We start from the raw sequence: 19,066 nt of genomic DNA on the forward strand, positions 1-19,066 counted from the left end.
TGAGCCGCGGCTTTAGGGCTTAACCACCGCTTCGATGGCTTCCAGAAAACCGAAAACCGCTCGCTCGAAATCCTGGTGGCGCACCGGATCCGGATGGAAGCGCCTCGCCTTGTGGACGGTGATCGCCGGCGTGGCGGTCGGCCTCATCGCAGCAGTCGCGCTCGGGATCGCGGTCTATTCGACCCGCAATTCGCTGCCGAGCTATGACGAGCTCAAATCCTCGCCCAACGGCCAGATGATCCGCGTCCATGCCGCCGACGGCACCGTATTGGTGTCGATGGGCCCTAGCTATGGCGAGTGGATCCGATACGACCAGATCCCGCAGGTGATGAAGGACGCGATCATCGCGGTCGAGGATCGCCGCTTCGAGGACCATTGGGGCGTCGATCCCTGGGGCCTTGCGCGCGCGGTGCGCACCGGCATCGCCAATCGCGGCACCGGCCGCCGCCTGCAAGGCGCGTCGACGATCACCCAGCAGGTGGCGCGGACGATCTTCCTGTCGAACAAATATGATTTCGGACGCAAGATGCGCGAAGCCGTGCTCGCGCTGGCGATGGAGCGCAAATTCTCGAAGGACCAGATCCTCGAGCTCTATCTCAACAAGGTCTATTTCGGCGGCGGCGCCTATGGCATCGACGCGGCGAGCCGCAAGTTCTTCGGCCATTCCGCCAGCGAGCTGAGCCTCGCCGAGGCCGCCGTGATCGCGGGCCTCGTCAAGGCGCCGTCGCATTATTCGCCGACCGCCGACGCCGAGGCCGCGGTTAGCCGCGCCAGCGTCGTCCTCGACGTGATGGCCGAGACCGGCAAGATCAGCCGCGCCACCGCGGCGGCGACCGATCCGCGCACCGTCAAGCTCGCCCCCGAGCCGCGCCAGAACAGCGTGCGCTACTTCACCGACTGGGCGCTGCCCCAGCTCGAAATGCTGATCGACGAGAGCGAGGCGCCGCTCGAGGTGTGGACCACGCTCGACCTCGACATGCAGCGCGCCGCCGACGAAGCGATCCGCAAGAACGCGCCCGGCAACGCCCAGGGGGCGCTGGTCAGCCTCGACCGCGACGGCGCGGTGCGCGCGATGGTCGGCGGCAAGGACTATGTCGCCTCGATCTACAATCGCGCGACCCAGGCGACGCGCCAGCCGGGATCTGCGTTCAAGCTGTTCGTCTATCTCGCCGCGCTCGAGGCGGGGCACAAGCTCGACGACACCGTGGTCGACGAGCCGGTGACGATCAACGGCTGGACCCCGCGCAACAATTCGGGGCGCAATTCGGGCCCGGTCTCGCTGCGCACCGCCTTCGCTTATTCGCTCAACACGATCGCGGCGAAGCTCGGCCAGGAAGTCGGTTTCAGCACGGTGGCGAGCATGGCGCGCCGCTTCGGCATCACCACGCCGATCAATACCCAGCCGGCGATGGTGCTCGGCACGTCGAACGTCCGGCTGATCGACATGACCCGCGCCTTCGCCTCGGTGGGGCAGAAGGGCGTGGCGGTGACACCCTACGGCATCACCCGCGTCACTGCCAACGGCGCGGTCATCTACCAGCACGAAGTCGATACCAGCCATGTGCTGGTCGCGCCCTATGTCGCCGCACAGATGACCGACCTGCTCCAGACCGCGGTCGCCGCGGGCAGCGGCCGCGCCGCGCAGATCGGCCGTCCGGTCGCCGGCAAGACCGGCACCACCACTTCCAACAAGGACGGCTGGTTCATCGGCTTTTCGAGCGGGCTCACCACCGGCGTGTGGATGGGGCGCGACGATGCCAAGGTCGTCCCCGGACTGCAGGGCGGCACCGCACCGGCGCGCGCCTTCGCCGCGTTCATGACCAAGGCTGTGGCGAAGCGCCCGGTCGAGCAGTTCGAAACGCAGGTCACCTTGCCCGAATGGCAGCTCGAGCCCGAGGACAATGCCTATTACACGCCGGACAACGGCATGTTCGTCGACGAGGACGGCAATCCGCTGCCCGTCGATCAGCAGCCGCGCAGCGACGGCACCGAGGAACAGACACCCCCCGACGAACGGCTCGACCAGGACTGGATCGACCGGATGACGGGAGGCGCGCCGCCGGCGCCATCAGCGCCGACCCGTACCCAGCCGCCGCCACGCGACGATCGCCGCCAACCGCAACCGGCCGAACGGGTACCGCCGCGCGAGAACAATCCGGACGGATTCTGAGCCCAAAGATTCCTCCCTCGCGAAACGGGGGAGGATTTGCTTATCAGCCTGTTTAAGCTGGTAGCCCCTGGCGCCCCACCCAGTGCAAGGACGAGCCGTTGCGGCGGAGCCATTCGCGGGCAGGGCCGGGATCGGCTTCGTAGAGTTCGGCGACCAGCCGGTGGAAGACCGGCGAATGGTTCATGTGGATGCGATGCGCGACTTCGTGCGCGACGGTCGCGCGGCGGACGAAATGGGGGGCGAGGATCAGCCGCCAGCTGTAACGGATCGCTCCCGACGAGGCGCAGCTACCCCAGCGGCCGCGCGGATCGCCGACCGATACGCGCGTCACGATAACGCCCGCTCGCGCGGCATATTCGGCGGTCTCGGCGCTGAGCACGCGCAACGCTTCGGCGCGCAGCCAGCGCTCGACGCGGCGTTCGAGCCCCTCGCGCGGACCGCCGCAGATCAGCGTATCGCCCTCCAGCTTCGGGATGCGCGACGCCGAAGGTGCGGAGACGATCTCGATCTCGCGGCCGGCGAACGGGAAATATGCGCCCGGTGCCAGCGGCCGCATCTCGGGAAGCCGCGCCTGCTGCGCCGCGATCCAGCCGCTCTGCGCCTCGGCCCAGGCGAGCCCCTTCTTGAGCGAAGCGCGCGGCGGCAAAGTCAGCCGGATCCGCCCATCGCGCGGATCGACCGCGAGCCGCATGCAGCGCGCCCGCGCATGGCGGACGACTTCGATCCCGCCGCTCAAAGCTCGCGGTCCACCAGATGGTGCTCGAAGTCTCCGGCATCGTCCTCGGAGATCGTCCAGCCGCGCGTCGATTGGCCGGCCGCATGCACTGCCTCGGGATCGCCGCACACCAGATAATGCCATTCGGGCAATTGCTCGCCCGCCGCGCGCAGCCGATAGGCACAGGTCGAGGGCAGCCACTCGATGCCGGCGACGTTGTTCGCGTTGAGCCGCACGCATTCGCTGACATAGGCATGGCGGTGGCGATAATCGCTGCACCGTCCCATCCGCCGATCGAGCAGCCGGCAGGCGACATTGGTCGCGTGCAGCTCGCCGGTCTCCTCGTCCTCGAGCTTGTGCACGCAGCATTTGCCGCAACCGTCGCACAGGGCTTCCCACTGGGCGCGATCGAGCTTCGCGAGCGGCACATCCTCCCAGAAGCGCGCGCTCATCGGACCCAGTGCTTCACTTGCCCGGCGATCGCCTGCCCGTCCTTGTCGATCGGCAGCGACGTGATCGGCTCGCCATTCGGCCCCATCAGGAAGGCGACGGCGAGGTGATCGACCATATAGCCGCCGCCGGGTCCGGGCGGCTGTTTCTTGAAGTAGACGGCATAGCTCTTGGCGACTGCGGCGATCGCCTGCGGGCTGCCGGTGAGGCCGACGATACTCGGGTGGAAGTTCGCCACGAACTGCTTGATCGCAGCCGGCGTGTCGCGCTCGGGATCGACGGTGATGAAGATCGGCACGACCTTGGCAGCGACCCGCGGGGCTTCCTTGTCGAGGATCTTCATTGCCTGGCCGATCTTGGCCATGTCGGTGGGGCAGACATCGGGGCAATAGGTGTAGCCGAAATAGACGATGCGGTACCGGCCGGCGAAATCACTGTCGCGCACGGTCCTGCCATTCTGGTCGATGAGCGTGAACGGCCCGCCGATCCGCGCGCCGGCGAGCGGCGGCTCCTCGGGCTTGGCGGTACCGCAGCCGGCGAGCGGGATCGCGCAGAGCAAAGCGAGGGCTGGAAACATCCTGTACATGGCGCCGTCAGCCATGATCTGTTAGTCGAGCGCTTGCAAGAACGGGGTTCAGTGAGGGGTTCAGCCGCATCATGGGTTTTCGTGTGTTCCGCGTAGCCGCCGTCGCCGCATTGGCGCTCATTGCGGTCCCTGCCGTCGCGCAGCAGTTTTCGGACGGCTATGAATTCCTCAAGGCCATCCGGGATGCGGATGGGCCCAAGGTCAACAAGTTCCTGCTCGATCGCTCGCTGCGCATCGTCAACACCAAGGAGCGCGGCAGCGGCGAGGGTGCGCTGCACATCGTCGCCCGGCGCTCGGACGCGCTCTATCTGCGCGCATTGCTCCAGGCCGACGACATCAACCCGAACCTGCAGGATGCCCGCGGCAATACCGCGCTGATCGTTGCGATCGAGCAGAACTGGAGCGAGGGTGTCGGCATCCTGATCAAGTATCGCGCGAACGTGAACCTTGCCAATGCCGGGGGCGAAACGCCGCTGATCCGCGCGGTGCAGATGCACAATATCGATATCGTCCGCCAGTTGCTCGACGCAAAGGCCAATCCCGACCGCGCCGATTACGGCAGCGGCAAATCGGCGCGCGACTATGCCCGCGAGAACACGCGCTATCCGGCGATCGCCAAATTGCTGGCCGATGCTCCCAAAGCGGGCGCGAAGACCGGCGCGACCGGCCCCGGCGCGAACTGACGCTCGTCTTCTCTCAGAAGACCTGCTCGGCCTCCGGGTCGAGCAGATGCGTCACGCGCCGTGCCGCACGCCGGGCGAAGGCGAGGGTACATTTCTTGCGCGTGGCGGCGGCGAGCGGCACCGTCGCCGCCTCGCGCACCACTGCCGCGTCGTAGCGATCGGCGACGATCAGCCCGGCGCGCGCCGGCAGGAACCCTTCTTGCTCGAACGGCCGCAGATCGAATCCCGCCGGCACCGCCCAGAAGAAGCGGTCGCAATGCGCGAGATAGTCGGTCCATTTGCCGTCGCCGAGCAGATCGGCACGCGACACCTTGATCTCGACGATCAGGATGTTGCCGCGCGAATCGAGCGCCATCAGATCGGCGCGGCGGCCGCCGTCGAGCGGGACTTCGGCGATCGCGACGCAATCGTGGCGCAGCAGCATCCGCGTGACGCCGCGGGCGACTTCGCTCGCCACCAGGGGAGCATCGGATGGCAAAACAGCCGGGGAGGTCATCCCCGGCTGTTAGAACATTCCACGAACGCGGGAAAGTCCCGCGCCGGAATAAGCGCCAAAATTAACGGTAGAAAATGTGATTGCCCACCGTGGCGACGCGCGCGCGCGCCCAGCTCGGCTTCACGTAGCGCGCGTGGAAATAGAGCGCGTTCTCCGCGGGGCTGTCCCACAGATCCTGCTGCGCGACCTTGGCGACGCCGAGCGCCTTGCGCCACTGGGCGTTGGCGGGCGGGGTCGGCATCTTGCCGCCGCGCACGAACGAGAACTGGCCGCGCTGGGTGATCACCGAACAGATCGACTTGGGGAAGCGACCCGATTTGGTGCGATTGATGATGACGTCGGCAACCGCGAGCTGGCCGGCGAGCGGTTCGCTCTTCGCCTCGTAATAGACGCCGACCGCGAGGCAATTGAGCTCGGCATCGGCGCCGGCGCCGCCCTCGTGCGCGGCAACCGCGGCGGAAAGGGTCGCGAAATCCTGATCTTCCTTGAGCGCCGCTTCCGGGAGCGGCTGCACGATCTCGCCGTCCTGCTTCAGGACCGGCTGCGCCACGATCGTCGGCGCGGGAACAACGTGGTGTTCCTGAGTGTTGACTGCCTGAACCGGAGCCTCCTGGCTCACCATGTTCGCGTCGAGCGTGGCGGCATTCGCAAGTGCGCCAGCGCAAAAAGTCACAGCCGCGAAAGTCGCGGCGCGTGGCATGAACTTCATTATGCTTCATTACTGTGCGGTTGGCGCGCGACAGACCGTCAACAAACCTGGTCTGCCGGGCTTCCCCCCCGACTGCGTAACCGCCCGGTCTCACACCCCGGTCGGCACAACGCTATGGAACGTCTGCCGCCTTTCCCCGCGCGGGCGCGCAATGTCAATCAATGTTAAACGTTTCAGCGGCGAAGCGTTCCGCCCCTGCGATATCCAGTTCGACCACCCACAGGTCCGTGTCGAAGCCGCGGCGGCGCTGCCAATAGGCAGAAACCGCGCTTTCGTCGGCGAATTCGGGGGGGCCGGAAGCGATCAGCGCCGGGTCCCCTTTTGGACCAAGACCGCGTTCAAAGAAGCGCGGATTTGTGCCTTTTTGGTACGCGAGAACCAGGATTCCGCCTGCGGTCGCGTCGCCTTTGGCGAGCACCATCGCCGATCCGCCCGCCTGGTCCACGCGCCGCACCAATGCGCTCACCAGCACCGCGCTGGTCAGCCGCGCCATCACGCCGCCCGATAACCGGGGAGCGAGGCGAGCGGGATCCGCGAGCGCATGAAGGTGCCGGTGCCGCGCGCCGCCTCCTCGCCGCTCGCGTCGATCAGCCGCGCCTCGGCGACGAACACCCGGCGCTGCCCGCTCACCCAGCGGCCCTCAGCAATCACCGGACCTTCGCCCAGCGGCTTGGTGAAGAGCAGGTTGAACGCAGTGGTCAGAAGGAAGCGATCGGTGACGAGGCTGTTCGCGGCATAGAAAGCGGCGTCGTCGAGCATCTTGAAATAGCTCGTCCCATGCGCCGCGCCGGCGGCGTGGAAATAGCGCGAATCGATGTGGAACCGGATCCGGGCGACTCCGCCCTCGGCGATCTCGAGCACCGATTCGAACAGCCGGTTGATCGGCGCGGCGGCATAGAGCGATTCGAGTGCGCGGAAATGCGCCTCCGCGCCCCGCGGCTCAGGGCGGGGCTCAGGCGGCGTCACGCGTCTCCACGCCGACGAGCAATGCGAACAGCGCGTCGTCCGAGCCCGCACCGCGCAACTTGGCGGCGAAATTGCGGTCGCGCAGCTTTCGCGACACGCAGGCGAGCGCCTTGAGATGCTCGGCGCCCGCGCCCGTCGGCGAGAGCAGCATGAACACCAGATCGACCGGCAGATCGTCGATCGCGGCGAAGTCGATCGGCTGGTTGAGCCGCACGAACACGCCCGCGACATGCTTGAGCCCGTCCAATTTGCCGTGCGGAATCGCGATTCCGCCGCCAAAACCGGTCGAGCCGAGCTTCTCGCGTTCGCCGAGCCGATCGGTCACGAGCTTCGCGTCGACGCCATAAGCGCGCGCCGCGGCGGTGCCGAGCTGCTGGAACAATGTCTTCTTGTTTGCTGCGCCCAGGCCGGCAAGCACTGCCTCGGGCGTCAGCAAATCGCTGAGTTCGGTCATCGGTTGTCCAAAGCGTTCCGCCCCCAGGGCGCGCTCTCCTTTAGGCCTCGTATTCCCTGCCCGCAACGGCCGGGATCGTCCGGAGACGAGCGCTGGCAAGGAAGCTCGCGCAGCGCGGGCTGGTGGCCCGTGCAAGCGGGCTGACGCAGTCCAGCGTTCGTCTCCGGACGACCGCGCAGGGGCACCCCACAAAGTACTACTTTGTGGGGACCCCGATGCGGCGGGCGGATTTTGGCGCACAGCCACGTCATTCGTCGGTCACGAGTGCGAGGTGAACATCGCCCCGCGATGTTCAGGTCGTGCCGGGGGCACGACCGGCCTCGAACTCCACATCGCTCCCTCCTCATTCCTCCCTGTGCGCCAAAATCCGCTCCGTCGCGGCCATTGCGGGCAGGGAATACGAGGCCTCAGGCCTGAGTGCGGTTCGGCTCAACCCAGCCGATCGTCCCGTCGCCGCGGCGATAGACCATGTTGTGGGTTCCGGTTGCGGTATTGCGGAACAGCAGCGCATTGGTGTGCCGCAGATCGAGCATCATCACGGCGTCGGAAACCGTCGCCTCGGGCACGTCGACGCGCGTCTCGGCGATGATCAGCGGGGCCTCGGACGGTTCCTCCTCGGGAGCCGGCTCCTCGAACAGCGTGTAGCCGGCATTGTCATAGGCACCGTTCTCGGCGAACGCATTGACGGTGCCGTTCTGCCGGTCCTTGAGCCGCCGGGTATAGCGGCGGAGCTGCTTGTCGATGCGATCGGCGGCGCCGTCGAACGCGCCATTGGCCTCCATCCCCGAATTCGAGGATTTGAGCACCAGTCCCTGCATCACGTGCATGACGATGTCGCAGGTGAAGCCATTGTCGTGCGGCCCCTTGCCGAACGTGGCCTGGGCCGAGATGGCACGCGAGAAATATTTGTCGGCGATACCCTGGAGTCGTTCGGTGACCAGCGTCTTGAGCGCTGCGCCGGTTTCGACCTGATGGCCAGAGACTCGGATATCCATGACATTACCTCCGCTTCAAAATGAGGTCGCTCCGACACGGGTGTCGGCGAACCCGGTCAACCGGATGCCGCCGATACCCAGAGCGGGTCCTCCAACTTCTGGACAAAGGCTGCGTGGCGCTCAAGTTCCGCAGCCGATGGCGCAAAATGCCGGGCGGGTCGCACATGGACCCGGTTCGCAGCCTCGGCGGGCGTCTCGCGCATCACCGGCGCGTCGACCGCGAGGCCCAAGGTGATCTGCCGCCCGCCGGTCAGCTCGACATAGACTTGCGCCAGCAGCTGCGCGTCGAGCAGCGCGCCGTGGAGCGTGCGCGCGCTGAGATCGATTCCGTAGCGCACGCACAGGGCGTCGAGCGTGTGCTTGGCACCGGGATGCTTGACGCGCGCGATCGCGAGCGTGTCGACCATCCGGCCATGATCGATCAACGGACGCCCGCAGCGGCCGAGCTCGCCATTGAGGAACGAGAAGTCGAATCCCGCATTGTGCGCCACAAGCGGGCAATCGCCGAGGAATTCGATCAGATCCTCGACCACATCGTGGAACAGCGGCTTGTCCGAGAGGAAGCGCGCGCTCAGTCCATGGACGCGTTCGGCCTCGGCCGGCATGTCGCGCTGGGGATTGATATAATGGTGCAGATGCCGCCCGGTGGGCACCCGGTTGACCAGTTCGATGCAGCCGATCTCGACCAGCCGGTCTCCGCCCGCGAAGCTGAGCCCCGTCGTTTCGGTATCGAACACGATTTCGCGCATTCCGCCTTATCCTCCCGCGCGCGCGGCTAGGCAAGTGAGGACGTGGCGCACCTGCGCGCGGGTTTCGTCCAGCGGGCCATCGGTGGAAATCACGAAATCGGCGCGGGCGCGCTTCTCCGCATCGGAAAGCTGGCGCGCGAGGATCGATTCGAAGCGCTCGACAGTCATTCCCGGCCGCGCGAGCACGCGGGCGCGCTGTACTTCGGCCGGAGCGGAGACCACGACGATCTTGTCGACGGCCGCCCAGCCGCCCGCCTCGAACAGCAAGGGCACGTCGAGCATGACGATCGGCGCACCTGCGTTGGCCGCCAGGAACCTGTCGCGTTCGCGCGCAACCGCCGGATGCACCAGCGCCTCCAGTCGGGCGAACGCCGATTCATCGCCGAACACCGCCTCGCGCAGCGCGGTACGATCGACGCCTTGCGGACCGGTGGTGTCGGGAAAGGCTGTCTCGATCGCTTCGACCAGCGCACCGCCGGGCCCCTGCAGCGCGTGCACGGTCGCATCGGCGTCGAACACCGGCACGCCCTCCGCGGCGAACATCTGCGCGACGGTCGACTTGCCCATTCCGATCGAGCCGGTGAGACCGACGGTGATCATTTCTCCAGCAATTCCCGAAGCCCATCGTCGCGGTCGCGCGGCGGCGCGGCACCGAAGAATAGTTCGAATGCCAGAGCGGCCTGGCCGATCAGCATGTCGAGGCCGTCCACGGTATCGAGCCCGCGCGCCCGCGCCTGGGCGAGCAACGGCGTCTCGAGCGGCGAATAGACGATGTCATAGACCACCGCATCCTCGGGGAGCGGCGACAGATCGAGATCGAGCGGCGGTTGCCCCCCCATGCCGAGCGCGCTGGCGTTGACCAGCAGGTCGGCGGGGGGGAGCGGACTGCCGAGCGGCACCGCGTCACCCTTGATCCCAAAGCTCGACAGCAAGGCCGCAGCCTTGAGCACGTTGCGGTTGAGGATCGTCACCCGGCCGATGCCCACCCGCGACAGTGCAAACAGGATCGCGCGCGCGCCACCGCCCGCGCCGACCACCACCGCATGCCGGCCTTCGAGGTCGAGCCCGGCGATCGGCGCGTAGAATCCGCCGGCATCGGTGTTGGTGCCGATCAGCGCACCGTCTTCGGCGCGCACCACCGTATTGATTGCGCCGATCGAGCCGCGCACGTCGCCGCGGTCCTCGACATGATCGAGCGCTGCCTGCTTGTGCGGGATGGTGATGTTGGTCCCGCGCCATGCGGGATCGCTCCGCCGCGACTCGAAATAGGCGGCCAACCCTTCGGGAGTGACGTGCGTCGCGCGATATTCGGCGTCGATGCCCAGCGCTTCGAGCCAGAAACCATGGATCAGCGGCGATCTCGAATGCGCGATCGGGTCGCCGATCACTTCGGCATATGGCAAGGGAAGCGTCATGACGTCAGAATTCCCCGGACGCGCAGATAATCGAGCAGTGGCAGCATCGGCATTCCCAGAATGGTGAAGTGGCTGCCCTCGGTGCGGCTGAACAGCTGCACACCCGGCCCCTCCATCCGGTAGCAGCCGACACAGCCGCCGATCGCGGGCCATTCTTTGTCCAGATATTCGGCGATGAAGCCTTCCGACAATGTCCGGACGTGCATCCGCGCGCGATCGACGTGCCGCCAGACGCCGCGACCGCCCTCGGCGATCACCGCGGCGCTGTAGAGATCGTGGTGCCGTCCCGACATCATCCGCAGATGCTCGGCGGCATTCTCGCGGCTGACCGGCTTGTCGAGCAAGGTGCCGTCGTCGAGCGCAACCACCGAATCGCAGCCGAGCACCAGTGCGCCCGGCGCCATGCGTGAGACCTTGAGCGCCTTCAATTCGGCGAGCGCGTCCGACAAGTCGCGCGCGGAAATCCCGCCCGCGATCAGCGATTCCTTCGCCGAAGCCTCGTCGACCTGCGCCGCGACCGCTTCATACGGCACGCCGGCGGCATCGAGCATCGCCCGGCGCGACGCGCTCTGCGAGGCGAGGATCAGATTCATGCATCCTTCTCCCGCAATGTCCGCTCGTTGCAGAGCTGGATGATCGCCGCCGCGGTCTCTTCGATCGATCGCCGCGTCACGTCGATCACCGGCCAGCCATTGTCGGCGAACATGCGGCGAGCATAAGCGATCTCGCGCTGCACCGAATCCTGATCGACATAGGCCGTTTCGGGACTCTGGTTGAGCGAGAGCAGCCGGTTGCGGCGGATCTGGACGAGCCGGTCGGCGCTGGTGGTGAGCCCGACGACCAGAGGATGCTTGAGTCCGAACAGCTCCGCCGGCGGCGGCGATTCGACCACGATCGGGATATTGGCGGTCTTGTAGCCGCGATTGGCGAGATAGATCGACGTCGGCGTCTTGGACGAGCGCGACACGCCGGCGAGGACGATGTCGCATTCCTCCCAATCCTCGGCGCCGATGCCGTCGTCATGCGCCATGGTGAACTGGATCGCGTCGACCCGCGCGAAATAGGCGGCGTCCAGGGTATGTTGCCGCCCCGGCCGGGCCTTGGCTTCCTGCCCGAGCAGGTTCGACAGCGCGTGGCTCACCGGATCGAGCGGCGCGATCGCCGGCAGCCCCATCGCGCGGCAGCGCGTCTCGAGCGTGCGGCGGACATCGTTGTTGACCAAAGTGAAGATCACCAAGCCCGGATTCTGCGCGATCTCCTCCAAGATGCGCTCGAGATGCGCTTCGCTGCGCACCATCGGCCAGAAATGGCGCAGCGTCTCGACGTCGTCGAACTGTGCCAGCGCGGCCTTGGCGATATTCTCCAGCGTCTCGCCGGTGGAGTCCGAGAGAAGGTGGAGATGGAGCCGCATCAGGCCGTGCGTGAATCTGTGGAGAACATGATGGACAGCCGCTAGCGCAACCGCGCGCAGCGGCCAAGCGCGCGAAAACCGGGCTCCGGCTCGCGATTCTTCCACAACCCCGTCCCCAGCCCCCGGTTCCGGGTCACAGGCTGTGGAAAGCGGGGACATGAAAGCCGAATCCGCGGGCATCCGTGGGGGCGACGGAGTCAATCTGTTGGCAATTTGCGGGCGAGTGCCTAAGCCCCGGCTTCCACGCCCCTACTATCTCCAACAACCCTTAGATTCTTCTCTTATAGAATTAGGATAGAGGCCCTGAGCTCCCCGTCTCCCAAGCCCCTGCTCGCGACTTTGAAGGGTGCGCGACAGCTGGTTCCTCCGATCTGGCTGATGCGCCAGGCGGGCCGCTACCTCCCCGAATATCGGGCGCTGCGGGAGGAGAAAGGCGGCTTCCTCGCGCTCGCGATGGAAAGCGACGCGGCGGCCGAGATCACGCTGCAACCGATCCGCCGCTTCGGCATGGACGGCGCGATCCTGTTCTCCGACATTCTGATCGTGCCGATGGCGCTGGGGCAGGATCTCTGGTTCGAAATCGGTGAGGGCCCGCGGCTCGCACCCACGATCACCGCCCGCGACGTGCTGGAAGGCCTCCGGACGAACGCAGGAGCACTGGAACCGGTGTACGGCACCGTCCGCAAGGTGGCGACGCTCTTGCCCCCTGAGACCAGTTTCCTCGGCTTTGCAGGCAGTCCCTGGACCGTCGCGACCTACATGATCGCCGGGCAGGGCAGCCGCGAGCAGGCCGAGGCGCGGCGCCTTGCTTATCGCGATCCCGCATTGATGCAGGCGCTGGTCGATCGCATTGCCGAGTGCACGATCGATTATCTGCTCGGCCAGATCGCTGCCGGCGTCGAGGCGGTCCAGCTGTTCGACAGCTGGTCGGGCAGCCTTTCGCCTGTGCAATTCGAGCAATGGGTGATTGCCCCCACCGCGCGCATCGTCGCGGCACTTCATGCCCGTGCGCCGGGCGTCCCGGTGATCGGCTTCCCCAAGGGCGCTGGCGGCAAGCTCCCTGCGTATGCCCGTGAGACGGGCGTCGATGCGATTGGTGTCGATGAGACCGTCGATCCCGTCTGGGCGCATGCCTCGCTGCCCGCGAACATGCCGGTGCAAGGCAATCTCGATCCGCTCGCGTTGATCGCCGGCGGTGCGACGCTCGATGCCGCGGTCGACCGGATTCTGGCCGCTTTCGCCGAACGCCCGCATGTGTTTAATCTCGGCCACGGCATCCTGCCCGATACGCCGATTGCGCATGTCGAGCAGCTGCTGGCGCGGGTGAGGACGGAAAAATGACCGCCCGCGAACGGAGGCGAGCATGACTGGATTTTTGGGTGGCGCCTATCTCTGGGTCAAAGCGTTCCACATCATCTTCGTGATCTTCTGGATGGCGGGCCTGTTTTTGCTGCCGCGCTATCTCGTTCATCACCAGGAGGCGCTCGGCACGCCGCAGGCCGCCGATTGGGAAAAGCGCGAGGCCTTGCTCCGCCGCACGATTCTTGTGCCGTCGATGGCGATCGTCTGGCTGCTCGGACTTGCGCTCGCCACCAATTTCGGACTGTTCGACGGCGAGCCCGGGCTCGGCTGGCTCCATGCCAAGCTGCTGCTGGTGATCGCGCTCAGCGGCTATAATGGCTGGGCGGTCGGCTATTCGAAGAAGCTGGCCAAGGGGCAGGGCAGTCTCTCGCCGCGCCGGCTGCGCATGCTCGGCGAGGTCCCCGCGCTGGCGGTCGTGCTCATCGTCGTGCTCGTGGTGGTCAAACCGTTCTAATTTTGCGGCGGCTCCGCAGTTTCGGCAATATTCCTGCGCGTAAATCGTTGCGATGGCCGTTGACTTGACGAAGACCCACACCTAATTCGCACATCAGACCGGACGCTCCTCGGGCGACGGTTCCCTCCTTCAGCATCGCCACTCGTGCGCATCCGCCGACCGACGCTCTCCCCATAGCTTCCCAGCACCCGGACTCCCCATGCACCTCAAGGAACTCAAGAAAACCCCGCCCGCCGAACTCGTCAGCATGGCTGAAGAGCTCGGCGTCGAAAGCGCGTCGACGCTGCGCAAGCAGGATCTGCTGTTCGCAATCCTCAAGGCCCAGGCCGAGAATGGTGAGCAGATCATGGGCGAAGGCACGATCGAAGTGCTGCCCGACGGCTTCGGCTTCCTGCGCAGCCCGCAGGCGAATTATCTTGCCGGCCCCGACGACATCTATGTCTCGCCCAACCAGGTCCGCAAATTCGGCCTGCGCACCGGCGACACCGTCGAAGGCGAGATCCGCGGCCCCAAGGACGGCGAGCGCTATTTCGCATTGACCCGCCTGGTCTCGGTTAATTTCGATGATCCCGATGCGGTCCGCCACCGCGTCAATTTCGACAATCTCACGCCGCTCTATCCCGAGAGCAAGCTGACGCTCGACACGCTCGACCCGACGATCAAGGACAAGTCGGCGCGGGTCATCGACATCGTCGCGCCGCAGGGCAAGGGCCAGCGCGCCTTGATCGTCGCGCCGCCGCGCGTGGGCAAGACGGTGCTTCTCCAGAACATCGCCCGCGCGATCACCGAGAACCACCCTGAGGTCTTCCTGATCGTGCTGCTGATCGACGAGCGCCCCGAGGAAGTCACCGACATGCAGCGCAGCGTGAAGGGCGAGGTCATCTCCTCGACCTTTGACGAGCCGGCGCAGCGCCACGTGCAGGTCTCCGAAATGGTGATCGAAAAGGCCAAGCGCTTGGTCGAGCACAAGAAGGACGTGGTGATCCTGCTCGATTCCATCACGCGCCTCGGCCGCGCCTACAACACCGTGGTGCCCAGCTCGGGCAAGGTGCTGACCGGCGGTGTCGATGCGAATGCCTTGCAGCGACCGAAGCGCTTCTTCGGTGCCGCGCGCAACATCGAGGAGGGCGGATCGCTCTCGATCATCGCCACGGCGCTGATCGACACCGGCAGCCGCATGGACGAAGTCATCTTCGAAGAGTTCAAGGGCACCGGCAACTCGGAAATCGTGCTCGACCGCAAGGTGGCGGACAAGCGCATCTTCCCGGCGCTCGACGTCGGCAAGTCCGGCACCCGCAAGGAAGAGCTGCTCGTCGACAAGAACAAGCTCTCCAAGATGTGGGTGCTCCGCCGTATCCTCATGCAGATGGGCACGATCGACGCGATGGAGTTCCTGCTCGACAAGATGAAGGACTCGAAGACCAACGAGGACTTCTTCGATTCGATGAATCAGTAAACCTATCCGTCATCCCGGCATTGTGCCGAGGTACACCGTGAGGCTGGCTGAAGAGCAGGCGCCTTCAGTCCTTCGCATGCGGCACCGTTGGATTCCGGCACTTCGGCCGGGATGACGTGTCTGGGAACCTCGCTGCCCGACGCAGTTTGTTGAACACAGGGAGAGGCCGGCATGATCGTCGAACACGCTCTCCTCCATGTCCGCTCGGGCGAGAGCGAAGCCTTCGAAGCGGCGATGCGCGAAGCAAGGCCGCTGATCGCGGCCTCGCCGGGGTTCGTCGCAATCGAGGTTCGTCCCGCTGCGGAGCGCGCGGATCTCTATCTGTTGCGAGTGGTTTGGACCGATATCGCCGCGCATCGCGATGGTTTCCGCACGTCGGCGGGTTATCAGGACTGGCGCAGGCTGCTCCACGGCTTCTATGAGCCGATGCCGGTGGTCGAATATTTCGGGGAGTCGATCGTTTGAGCCTGTTCGCACTGCTGTCTGCCGCCGCTTCCACAGCCGGCGGGATGGGATCTCCGCTGGACATCTGGCACCATATCGTCGCCGACTTCTCGAACATCACCGAGCCGGCAGCGCTCGCGGCGTTCGGGTCGGTGCTGATGATCGATCTGGTCCTTGCTGGAGACAATGCGATCGTCGTGGGAGCGCTCGCGGCGGGTCTTCCCGCCGGGCAACGCAAGAAGGTCATCCTGATCGGCATCGGCGCCGCGCTGGTCCTGCGCATTTTCTTCGCGCTGATCGTCAGTTGGCTGATGGGCATCGTCGGGCTGATCTTCGCCGGCGGGCTGTTGCTGCTTTGGGTGAGCTGGAAGTTCTGGCGCGAGATCAGGCACATGGGCGAGAGCCCGGGCTCGGAGGAGATTCACGGAGACGAACGTTCGGGAATCCGTTCCGCGCGCAGCTTCGCCGGCGCCGCCTGGGCAGTCGCGATCGCCGACGTGTCGATGAGCCTCGACAACGTCCTCGCCGTCGCCGGCGCGGCGCGCGAACATCCCGGTATTCTCGTCGTCGGCCTGCTGCTCTCGGTCGCCTTGATGGGCCTTGCGGCCAACTTCATTGCCAAGCTGATCGATCGCTATCGCTGGATCGCCTATATTGGCCTCGCGGTGATCGTCTTTGTCGCTTTCCGGATGATCTACGAAGGCTGGGTCGGCACCCACGAAACGCCGGGGATCCTCAGCTTTTTCGGCTGAGGCGTCCTGATACCTTGGCCATTTCCGCGAAGGCGAAAATGACGAAGGAGCCTCAGCCCAGATACTCGGCGAAAAATGCTGCCGTCCGGTCGTCCGCCAGCTGCGCCGCGGCCTCCGATCGACGCTTGCCCATCTCCGCCGCGAAGCCGTGATCCTCGCCGGGATAGTCGAACAAGGTCACTTTGGGGTGGTCGTCGAGTCCGTCGTGCATCTTTGCACGGACGTCGGCGGTGACGAAATGGTCGGCACCGGCGATGTGGAGCAGCAACGGGTTGGCGATCGCGTGTTTCTCGCCGAGCAGATTGTCGATGCCGACGCCGTAATAGCCGACGGTTGCGTGGGAATCGGTTCGCGTCGCGGTCATGAAGGCGAGGCGCCCGCCGAGGCAATAGCCTACCGCGCCGACCTTGCCCGTGCCGCCCAGCTTCGCTCGCGCCACCTTTATTGTCGACTCGATGTCCTCGATGCCCTTGGTTTGGTCGAACTGGTTCATCCAACCGAGCGCTTGCTGGAATTGCTCGGGAATGTCGGGATCGAGCTCGATTCCCGGCTGCAACCGCCAGAACAGATCGGGTGCGAATGCGAGATATCCCTTTGCCGCCCAATCGTCGCATTTCTGGCGGATCCCCGGGTTCACACCGAAAATCTCCTGGATCACAACGATTGCGGCGCGCGGTGTACCCGCGGGTTCGGCGACATAGGCGCTGAAGCTGCCGCTGCCGTCGCTCGCTTCGATGCGTACCGTCATAGCAAGATCTCTCTCGAATGCCGCCGCTCGTGCTCGAGCAGCCAGGATTTGGTCTTGGGCCCGTCGCCACCCGAATAATGTCCGAGCGCGCCACCGCTGCCGAGCACGCGGTGGCAGGGCACGACGATCGGGAAGGGGTTTCTCGCGCAGAGCTGGCCGATCGCGCGCGGGCTCGATCCCAGCACCCGGGCCAGCGCTCCATAGCTCAGCGTATCGCCATAGCCGATCGCGATCAGTCCGGCGCGCAGCTCCTCGCCGCGCGGAGTGCCGGCGGGGACGAGCGGCAAGTCGAACACTTCCCGCTCCTTGGCGAACCATTGCTCGAGCTGCTCGACCGCCGCGCGCACGGCCGTATTATTGCCCGGAGATGGCGCGCCGTCGCCGCCGATCCGGATTCCGGTCAACACTGTCTCATCGCCCTCGACCCGGATCGCTCCGATGGGCGTTGCGATCAGGGCATGGTCGCGCGCATACATGACGCAAGACTAGCAGCCGCCCGGCGGCCCGCGCAACGGAGACGGCGCCCATGAAGATCAATGTCGAAGTCGATTGCACGCCCGAGGAGGCGCGCCGTGCCATGGGGCTTCCCGACCTCTCGCCGGTGCACGACCGTTATGTCCAGATGATGGTAGAAGCTATTGAAAAGCAAGGAACTCCTGAAGGTTTTGCCGACATGATCCGCAATTGGGGACCGATGGGTGACGGCGCGATGAGCTTCTGGCGGACGATGTTCGAAAGCGGCAAGCAAAGCGGCTGAGATGGATACGATCTTTGCGGTGTCGAGCGGGGGCCCGCCCGCCGCCATCGCGATATTGCGCATGAGCGGGTCGCGCGCGTTCGAGGCCGCGGCTTTATTGGCGGGTGATCTTCCGGCACCCCGCCGAGCAGGGCTGCGCGCGCTGCGCGATCCGGCCACCGGGGAGTTGCTCGATCGCGGGCTCGTGTTGCTCTTCCCCGGCCCCCGCAGTGCCAGCGGCGAGGATCTTATCGAACTTCATCTACATGGCGGTCGCGCGGTGGTGCGCGCGGTCGAGACCGCGCTCGGCGCGATCGAGGGCCTGCGCCCCGCCGAACCGGGCGAGTTCACGCGCCGCGCGTTGCTCAACGGCCGGATGGATCTGAGCGAAGCGGAGGGACTGGGCGATCTGTTGATGGCCGAAACCGAGGCGCAGCGCCGCGTTGCGGTCCGATCGGCCGAGGGGGCAGTGCGCCGCCAGATCGAGGACTGGTCAGACCGCCTGCTGATGCTCGCCGCCGAGATCGAGGCGCAGCTCGATCACAGCGACGAGGACGATGTCGCGGGGGCGGATTCGCTGGCGGGGCTTCATGATGCCGCGGCGGCGCTTGCCGCGGAGATCAAGCAGGTCACGGCTCGGCCGCCGGTCGAACGTCTCCGCGACGGGCTGCGCGTCGTGCTCGCCGGCCCACCCAATGCCGGCAAGTCGACATTACTCAACGCGATGATCGAACGCGACGCGGCGATCGTCTCGCCAATCGCCGGCACAACGCGCGATCGAATCGAGGCGCCGGTGGTGCGCAATGGTACGGCATATATGCTGATCGACACCGCCGGCCTGGCTGAAGCGACCGTCGACCCGATCGAAGCGATCGGCATCGATCGCGCGCGCGCCGCGCTGGTGGAAGCAGACATTTTACTGTGGCTCGGGGACGCGCCGCCGCCCGATCATCCCGTGACGCTGTGGCTGCATGCCCGTGCCGATCTTCCCGGACGGGAGTCGACGATCGACGAGGACTTGGCGATCTCGGCCGCCAGCGGAGCGGGTATGGATTCGCTGTGGGAGCGGCTCGAGGCACTGGCCGCGAAGCTGTTGCCGCCGCCGGATTTGCTCGCGCTCAATCGCCGCCAGTCTGATCTCGCCGATACCGCGGCCGATGCGCTGAATCGTGCTGCGGCGCAGCACGATCTTCTTCTGGCCGCGGAAGAACTGCGAACGGCGCGGCGCGCATTCGATGCAATCACAGGAAGGGCGGGGGTCGAGGCTATGCTCGACTCGCTTTTCGCGCGATTCTGCATTGGCAAATAGATGTTC

25 protein-coding genes are annotated in these 19,066 nt (G+C 65.9%); 9 read left to right on the plus strand and 16 right to left on the minus strand.

The window, feature by feature from the left end:
• Positions 1-34: 34 nt before the first annotated feature.
• Positions 35-2,170, plus strand: a complete 2,136-nt coding sequence (locus tag ASE13_RS11115) for a transglycosylase domain-containing protein (RefSeq protein ID WP_056615458.1) — start codon at positions 35-37, stop codon at positions 2,168-2,170.
• Between the two features lie 52 nt (positions 2,171-2,222).
• Here ASE13_RS11115 and ASE13_RS11120 read toward each other — a convergent pair whose 3' ends face one another.
• Genes ASE13_RS11120 through ASE13_RS11130 form a run of 3 tightly spaced genes read right to left on the minus strand, consistent with a single transcriptional unit; the run spans position 2,223 to position 3,921 of the window.
• A complete protein-coding gene (locus ASE13_RS11120) occupies positions 2,223-2,906 on the minus strand; it encodes a M48 family metallopeptidase (protein ID WP_056615461.1) in 684 nt (227 codons plus the stop codon).
• Entirely contained in the window at positions 2,903-3,337 is a 435-nt protein-coding gene (locus ASE13_RS11125) for a YcgN family cysteine cluster protein (protein WP_056615464.1), read from the minus strand. Before ASE13_RS11125 ends, ASE13_RS11120 begins: the two co-directional genes overlap by 4 nt.
• Positions 3,334-3,921, minus strand: coding sequence for an SCO family protein (locus tag ASE13_RS11130; RefSeq protein WP_056617671.1), 588 nt, complete (start codon positions 3,919-3,921; stop codon positions 3,334-3,336). Before ASE13_RS11130 ends, ASE13_RS11125 begins: the two co-directional genes overlap by 4 nt.
• A gap of 71 nt (positions 3,922-3,992) precedes the next feature.
• On the opposite strand from ASE13_RS11130, the gene ASE13_RS11135 reads away from it, so the two are divergent.
• Positions 3,993-4,604, plus strand: coding sequence for an ankyrin repeat domain-containing protein (locus ASE13_RS11135; protein ID WP_056615467.1), 612 nt, complete (start codon positions 3,993-3,995; stop codon positions 4,602-4,604).
• Positions 4,605-4,617: 13 nt separating this feature from the next.
• Here the strand turns inward: ASE13_RS11135 and ASE13_RS11140 are convergent, their stop codons facing one another.
• The 11 genes from ASE13_RS11140 to ASE13_RS11190 form a co-directional block, all read right to left on the minus strand.
• Positions 4,618-5,100, minus strand: a complete 483-nt coding sequence (locus ASE13_RS11140) for an MmcB family DNA repair protein (RefSeq protein ID WP_056615469.1) — start codon at positions 5,098-5,100, stop codon at positions 4,618-4,620.
• Between the two features lie 61 nt (positions 5,101-5,161).
• Entirely contained in the window at positions 5,162-5,809 is a 648-nt protein-coding gene (locus ASE13_RS11145) for a cell wall hydrolase (RefSeq protein WP_056615472.1), read from the minus strand.
• A 154-nt stretch (positions 5,810-5,963) separates the two neighbouring features.
• The gene (locus ASE13_RS11150) at positions 5,964-6,302 is read right to left on the minus strand and encodes a DUF1491 family protein (RefSeq protein ID WP_056615475.1); all 339 of its coding nucleotides are present in this window, start codon (positions 6,300-6,302) and stop codon (positions 5,964-5,966) included.
• Complete coding sequence (locus ASE13_RS11155; RefSeq protein ID WP_056615478.1) at positions 6,302-6,775, minus strand: PaaI family thioesterase; 474 nt, start codon at positions 6,773-6,775, stop codon at positions 6,302-6,304. Before ASE13_RS11155 ends, ASE13_RS11150 begins: the two co-directional genes overlap by 1 nt.
• The gene (locus ASE13_RS11160; RefSeq protein WP_056615481.1) at positions 6,762-7,229 is read right to left on the minus strand and encodes a PTS sugar transporter subunit IIA; all 468 of its coding nucleotides are present in this window, start codon (positions 7,227-7,229) and stop codon (positions 6,762-6,764) included. Before ASE13_RS11160 ends, ASE13_RS11155 begins: the two co-directional genes overlap by 14 nt.
• 407 nt (positions 7,230-7,636) lie before the next feature.
• Positions 7,637-8,224: a ribosome hibernation-promoting factor, HPF/YfiA family gene (gene hpf / locus ASE13_RS11165; protein ID WP_056615484.1), complete on the minus strand. Its 588-nt coding sequence runs from the start codon at positions 8,222-8,224 to the stop codon at positions 7,637-7,639.
• A gap of 56 nt (positions 8,225-8,280) precedes the next feature.
• Positions 8,281-8,973 (minus strand): DNA polymerase III subunit epsilon, encoded by a 693-nt coding sequence (gene dnaQ / locus ASE13_RS11170; RefSeq protein ID WP_056615487.1) that lies wholly within the window; start codon positions 8,971-8,973, stop codon positions 8,281-8,283.
• Positions 8,974-8,979: 6 nt separating this feature from the next.
• Positions 8,980-9,573, minus strand: coding sequence for a dephospho-CoA kinase (coaE, locus tag ASE13_RS11175; protein WP_056615490.1), 594 nt, complete (start codon positions 9,571-9,573; stop codon positions 8,980-8,982).
• Entirely contained in the window at positions 9,570-10,388 is an 819-nt protein-coding gene (locus ASE13_RS11180) for a shikimate dehydrogenase family protein (RefSeq protein ID WP_200955690.1), read from the minus strand. Before ASE13_RS11180 ends, coaE begins: the two co-directional genes overlap by 4 nt.
• Positions 10,385-10,981, minus strand: coding sequence for a Maf family protein (locus tag ASE13_RS11185; RefSeq protein WP_082596702.1), 597 nt, complete (start codon positions 10,979-10,981; stop codon positions 10,385-10,387). The genes ASE13_RS11180 and ASE13_RS11185 overlap by 4 nt, the downstream gene beginning before the upstream one ends.
• Positions 10,978-11,799, minus strand: a complete 822-nt coding sequence (locus ASE13_RS11190; RefSeq protein ID WP_200955692.1) for a pyruvate, water dikinase regulatory protein — start codon at positions 11,797-11,799, stop codon at positions 10,978-10,980. Before ASE13_RS11190 ends, ASE13_RS11185 begins: the two co-directional genes overlap by 4 nt.
• A 303-nt stretch (positions 11,800-12,102) precedes the next feature.
• On the opposite strand from ASE13_RS11190, the gene hemE reads away from it, so the two are divergent.
• From hemE to ASE13_RS11215, 5 genes are all read left to right on the plus strand, one after another.
• The gene (hemE, locus tag ASE13_RS11195; RefSeq protein WP_414885384.1) at positions 12,103-13,140 is read left to right on the plus strand and encodes a uroporphyrinogen decarboxylase; all 1,038 of its coding nucleotides are present in this window, start codon (positions 12,103-12,105) and stop codon (positions 13,138-13,140) included.
• 22 nt (positions 13,141-13,162) lie between these two features.
• Positions 13,163-13,615, plus strand: coding sequence for a CopD family protein (locus ASE13_RS11200; protein ID WP_056615495.1), 453 nt, complete (start codon positions 13,163-13,165; stop codon positions 13,613-13,615).
• 199 nt (positions 13,616-13,814) lie between these two features.
• Positions 13,815-15,071, plus strand: a complete 1,257-nt coding sequence (gene rho, locus ASE13_RS11205; protein WP_029936932.1) for a transcription termination factor Rho — start codon at positions 13,815-13,817, stop codon at positions 15,069-15,071.
• Between the two features lie 171 nt (positions 15,072-15,242).
• Positions 15,243-15,536 (plus strand): antibiotic biosynthesis monooxygenase family protein, encoded by a 294-nt coding sequence (locus ASE13_RS11210; protein ID WP_056615498.1) that lies wholly within the window; start codon positions 15,243-15,245, stop codon positions 15,534-15,536.
• Positions 15,537-15,580: 44 nt separating this feature from the next.
• Positions 15,581-16,267 (plus strand): TerC family protein, encoded by a 687-nt coding sequence (locus tag ASE13_RS11215; RefSeq protein ID WP_056615501.1) that lies wholly within the window; start codon positions 15,581-15,583, stop codon positions 16,265-16,267.
• A 52-nt stretch (positions 16,268-16,319) separates the two neighbouring features.
• Here ASE13_RS11215 and ASE13_RS11220 read toward each other — a convergent pair whose 3' ends face one another.
• Both ASE13_RS11220 and ASE13_RS11225 read right to left on the minus strand, forming a co-directional pair.
• Positions 16,320-17,015 carry a dienelactone hydrolase family protein gene (locus tag ASE13_RS11220; RefSeq protein WP_056615503.1) on the minus strand — a complete coding sequence of 232 codons (696 nt, stop codon included), beginning with the start codon at positions 17,013-17,015 and terminating at the stop codon, positions 16,320-16,322.
• On the minus strand, positions 17,012-17,491 hold the full coding sequence (locus ASE13_RS11225) for a methylated-DNA--[protein]-cysteine S-methyltransferase (RefSeq protein ID WP_056615506.1): 480 nt from the start codon (positions 17,489-17,491) through the stop codon (positions 17,012-17,014). Before ASE13_RS11225 ends, ASE13_RS11220 begins: the two co-directional genes overlap by 4 nt.
• Before the next feature lie 50 nt (positions 17,492-17,541).
• Between ASE13_RS11225 and ASE13_RS11230 the strand changes: the two genes are divergently transcribed.
• Positions 17,542-17,772 carry a DUF6489 family protein gene (locus ASE13_RS11230; RefSeq protein ID WP_029936938.1) on the plus strand — a complete coding sequence of 77 codons (231 nt, stop codon included), beginning with the start codon at positions 17,542-17,544 and terminating at the stop codon, positions 17,770-17,772.
• 1 nt (position 17,773) lies between these two features.
• On the plus strand, positions 17,774-19,060 hold the full coding sequence (gene mnmE / locus ASE13_RS11235; RefSeq protein ID WP_056615510.1) for a tRNA uridine-5-carboxymethylaminomethyl(34) synthesis GTPase MnmE: 1,287 nt from the start codon (positions 17,774-17,776) through the stop codon (positions 19,058-19,060).
• Positions 19,061-19,066: the final 6 nt, after the last annotated feature.

It is taken from the genome of Sphingomonas sp. Root241, from assembly GCF_001428865.1.
GTDB lineage: Bacteria > Pseudomonadota > Alphaproteobacteria > Sphingomonadales > Sphingomonadaceae > Sphingomonas.

Excerpts from the sequence above, each read along its gene's own strand:
- ASE13_RS11115 (WP_056615458.1), top strand. The coding sequence starts at position 35 with ATGGCTTCCAGAAAACCGAAAACCGCTCGCTCGAAATCCTGGTGGCGC.
- ASE13_RS11125 (WP_056615464.1), bottom strand. The coding sequence starts at position 3,337 with ATGAGCGCGCGCTTCTGGGAGGATGTGCCGCTCGCGAAGCTCGATCGC.
- ASE13_RS11130 (WP_056617671.1), bottom strand. The coding sequence starts at position 3,921 with ATGTACAGGATGTTTCCAGCCCTCGCTTTGCTCTGCGCGATCCCGCTC.
- ASE13_RS11135 (WP_056615467.1), top strand. The coding sequence starts at position 3,993 with ATGGGTTTTCGTGTGTTCCGCGTAGCCGCCGTCGCCGCATTGGCGCTC.
- ASE13_RS11140 (WP_056615469.1), bottom strand. The coding sequence starts at position 5,100 with ATGACCTCCCCGGCTGTTTTGCCATCCGATGCTCCCCTGGTGGCGAGC.
- ASE13_RS11145 (WP_056615472.1), bottom strand. The coding sequence starts at position 5,809 with ATGAAGTTCATGCCACGCGCCGCGACTTTCGCGGCTGTGACTTTTTGC.
- ASE13_RS11150 (WP_056615475.1), bottom strand. The coding sequence starts at position 6,302 with ATGGCGCGGCTGACCAGCGCGGTGCTGGTGAGCGCATTGGTGCGGCGC.
- ASE13_RS11160 (WP_056615481.1), bottom strand. The coding sequence starts at position 7,229 with ATGACCGAACTCAGCGATTTGCTGACGCCCGAGGCAGTGCTTGCCGGC.
- hpf (WP_056615484.1), bottom strand. The coding sequence starts at position 8,224 with ATGGATATCCGAGTCTCTGGCCATCAGGTCGAAACCGGCGCAGCGCTC.
- dnaQ (WP_056615487.1), bottom strand. The coding sequence starts at position 8,973 with ATGCGCGAAATCGTGTTCGATACCGAAACGACGGGGCTCAGCTTCGCG.
- coaE (WP_056615490.1), bottom strand. The coding sequence starts at position 9,573 with ATGATCACCGTCGGTCTCACCGGCTCGATCGGAATGGGCAAGTCGACC.
- ASE13_RS11180 (WP_200955690.1), bottom strand. The coding sequence starts at position 10,388 with ATGACGCTTCCCTTGCCATATGCCGAAGTGATCGGCGACCCGATCGCG.
- ASE13_RS11185 (WP_082596702.1), bottom strand. The coding sequence starts at position 10,981 with ATGAATCTGATCCTCGCCTCGCAGAGCGCGTCGCGCCGGGCGATGCTC.
- ASE13_RS11190 (WP_200955692.1), bottom strand. The coding sequence starts at position 11,799 with ATGCGGCTCCATCTCCACCTTCTCTCGGACTCCACCGGCGAGACGCTG.
- ASE13_RS11200 (WP_056615495.1), top strand. The coding sequence starts at position 13,163 with ATGACTGGATTTTTGGGTGGCGCCTATCTCTGGGTCAAAGCGTTCCAC.
- rho (WP_029936932.1), top strand. The coding sequence starts at position 13,815 with ATGCACCTCAAGGAACTCAAGAAAACCCCGCCCGCCGAACTCGTCAGC.
- ASE13_RS11210 (WP_056615498.1), top strand. The coding sequence starts at position 15,243 with ATGATCGTCGAACACGCTCTCCTCCATGTCCGCTCGGGCGAGAGCGAA.
- ASE13_RS11215 (WP_056615501.1), top strand. The coding sequence starts at position 15,581 with ATGGGATCTCCGCTGGACATCTGGCACCATATCGTCGCCGACTTCTCG.
- ASE13_RS11220 (WP_056615503.1), bottom strand. The coding sequence starts at position 17,015 with ATGACGGTACGCATCGAAGCGAGCGACGGCAGCGGCAGCTTCAGCGCC.
- ASE13_RS11225 (WP_056615506.1), bottom strand. The coding sequence starts at position 17,491 with ATGTATGCGCGCGACCATGCCCTGATCGCAACGCCCATCGGAGCGATC.
- ASE13_RS11230 (WP_029936938.1), top strand. The coding sequence starts at position 17,542 with ATGAAGATCAATGTCGAAGTCGATTGCACGCCCGAGGAGGCGCGCCGT.
- mnmE (WP_056615510.1), top strand. The coding sequence starts at position 17,774 with ATGGATACGATCTTTGCGGTGTCGAGCGGGGGCCCGCCCGCCGCCATC.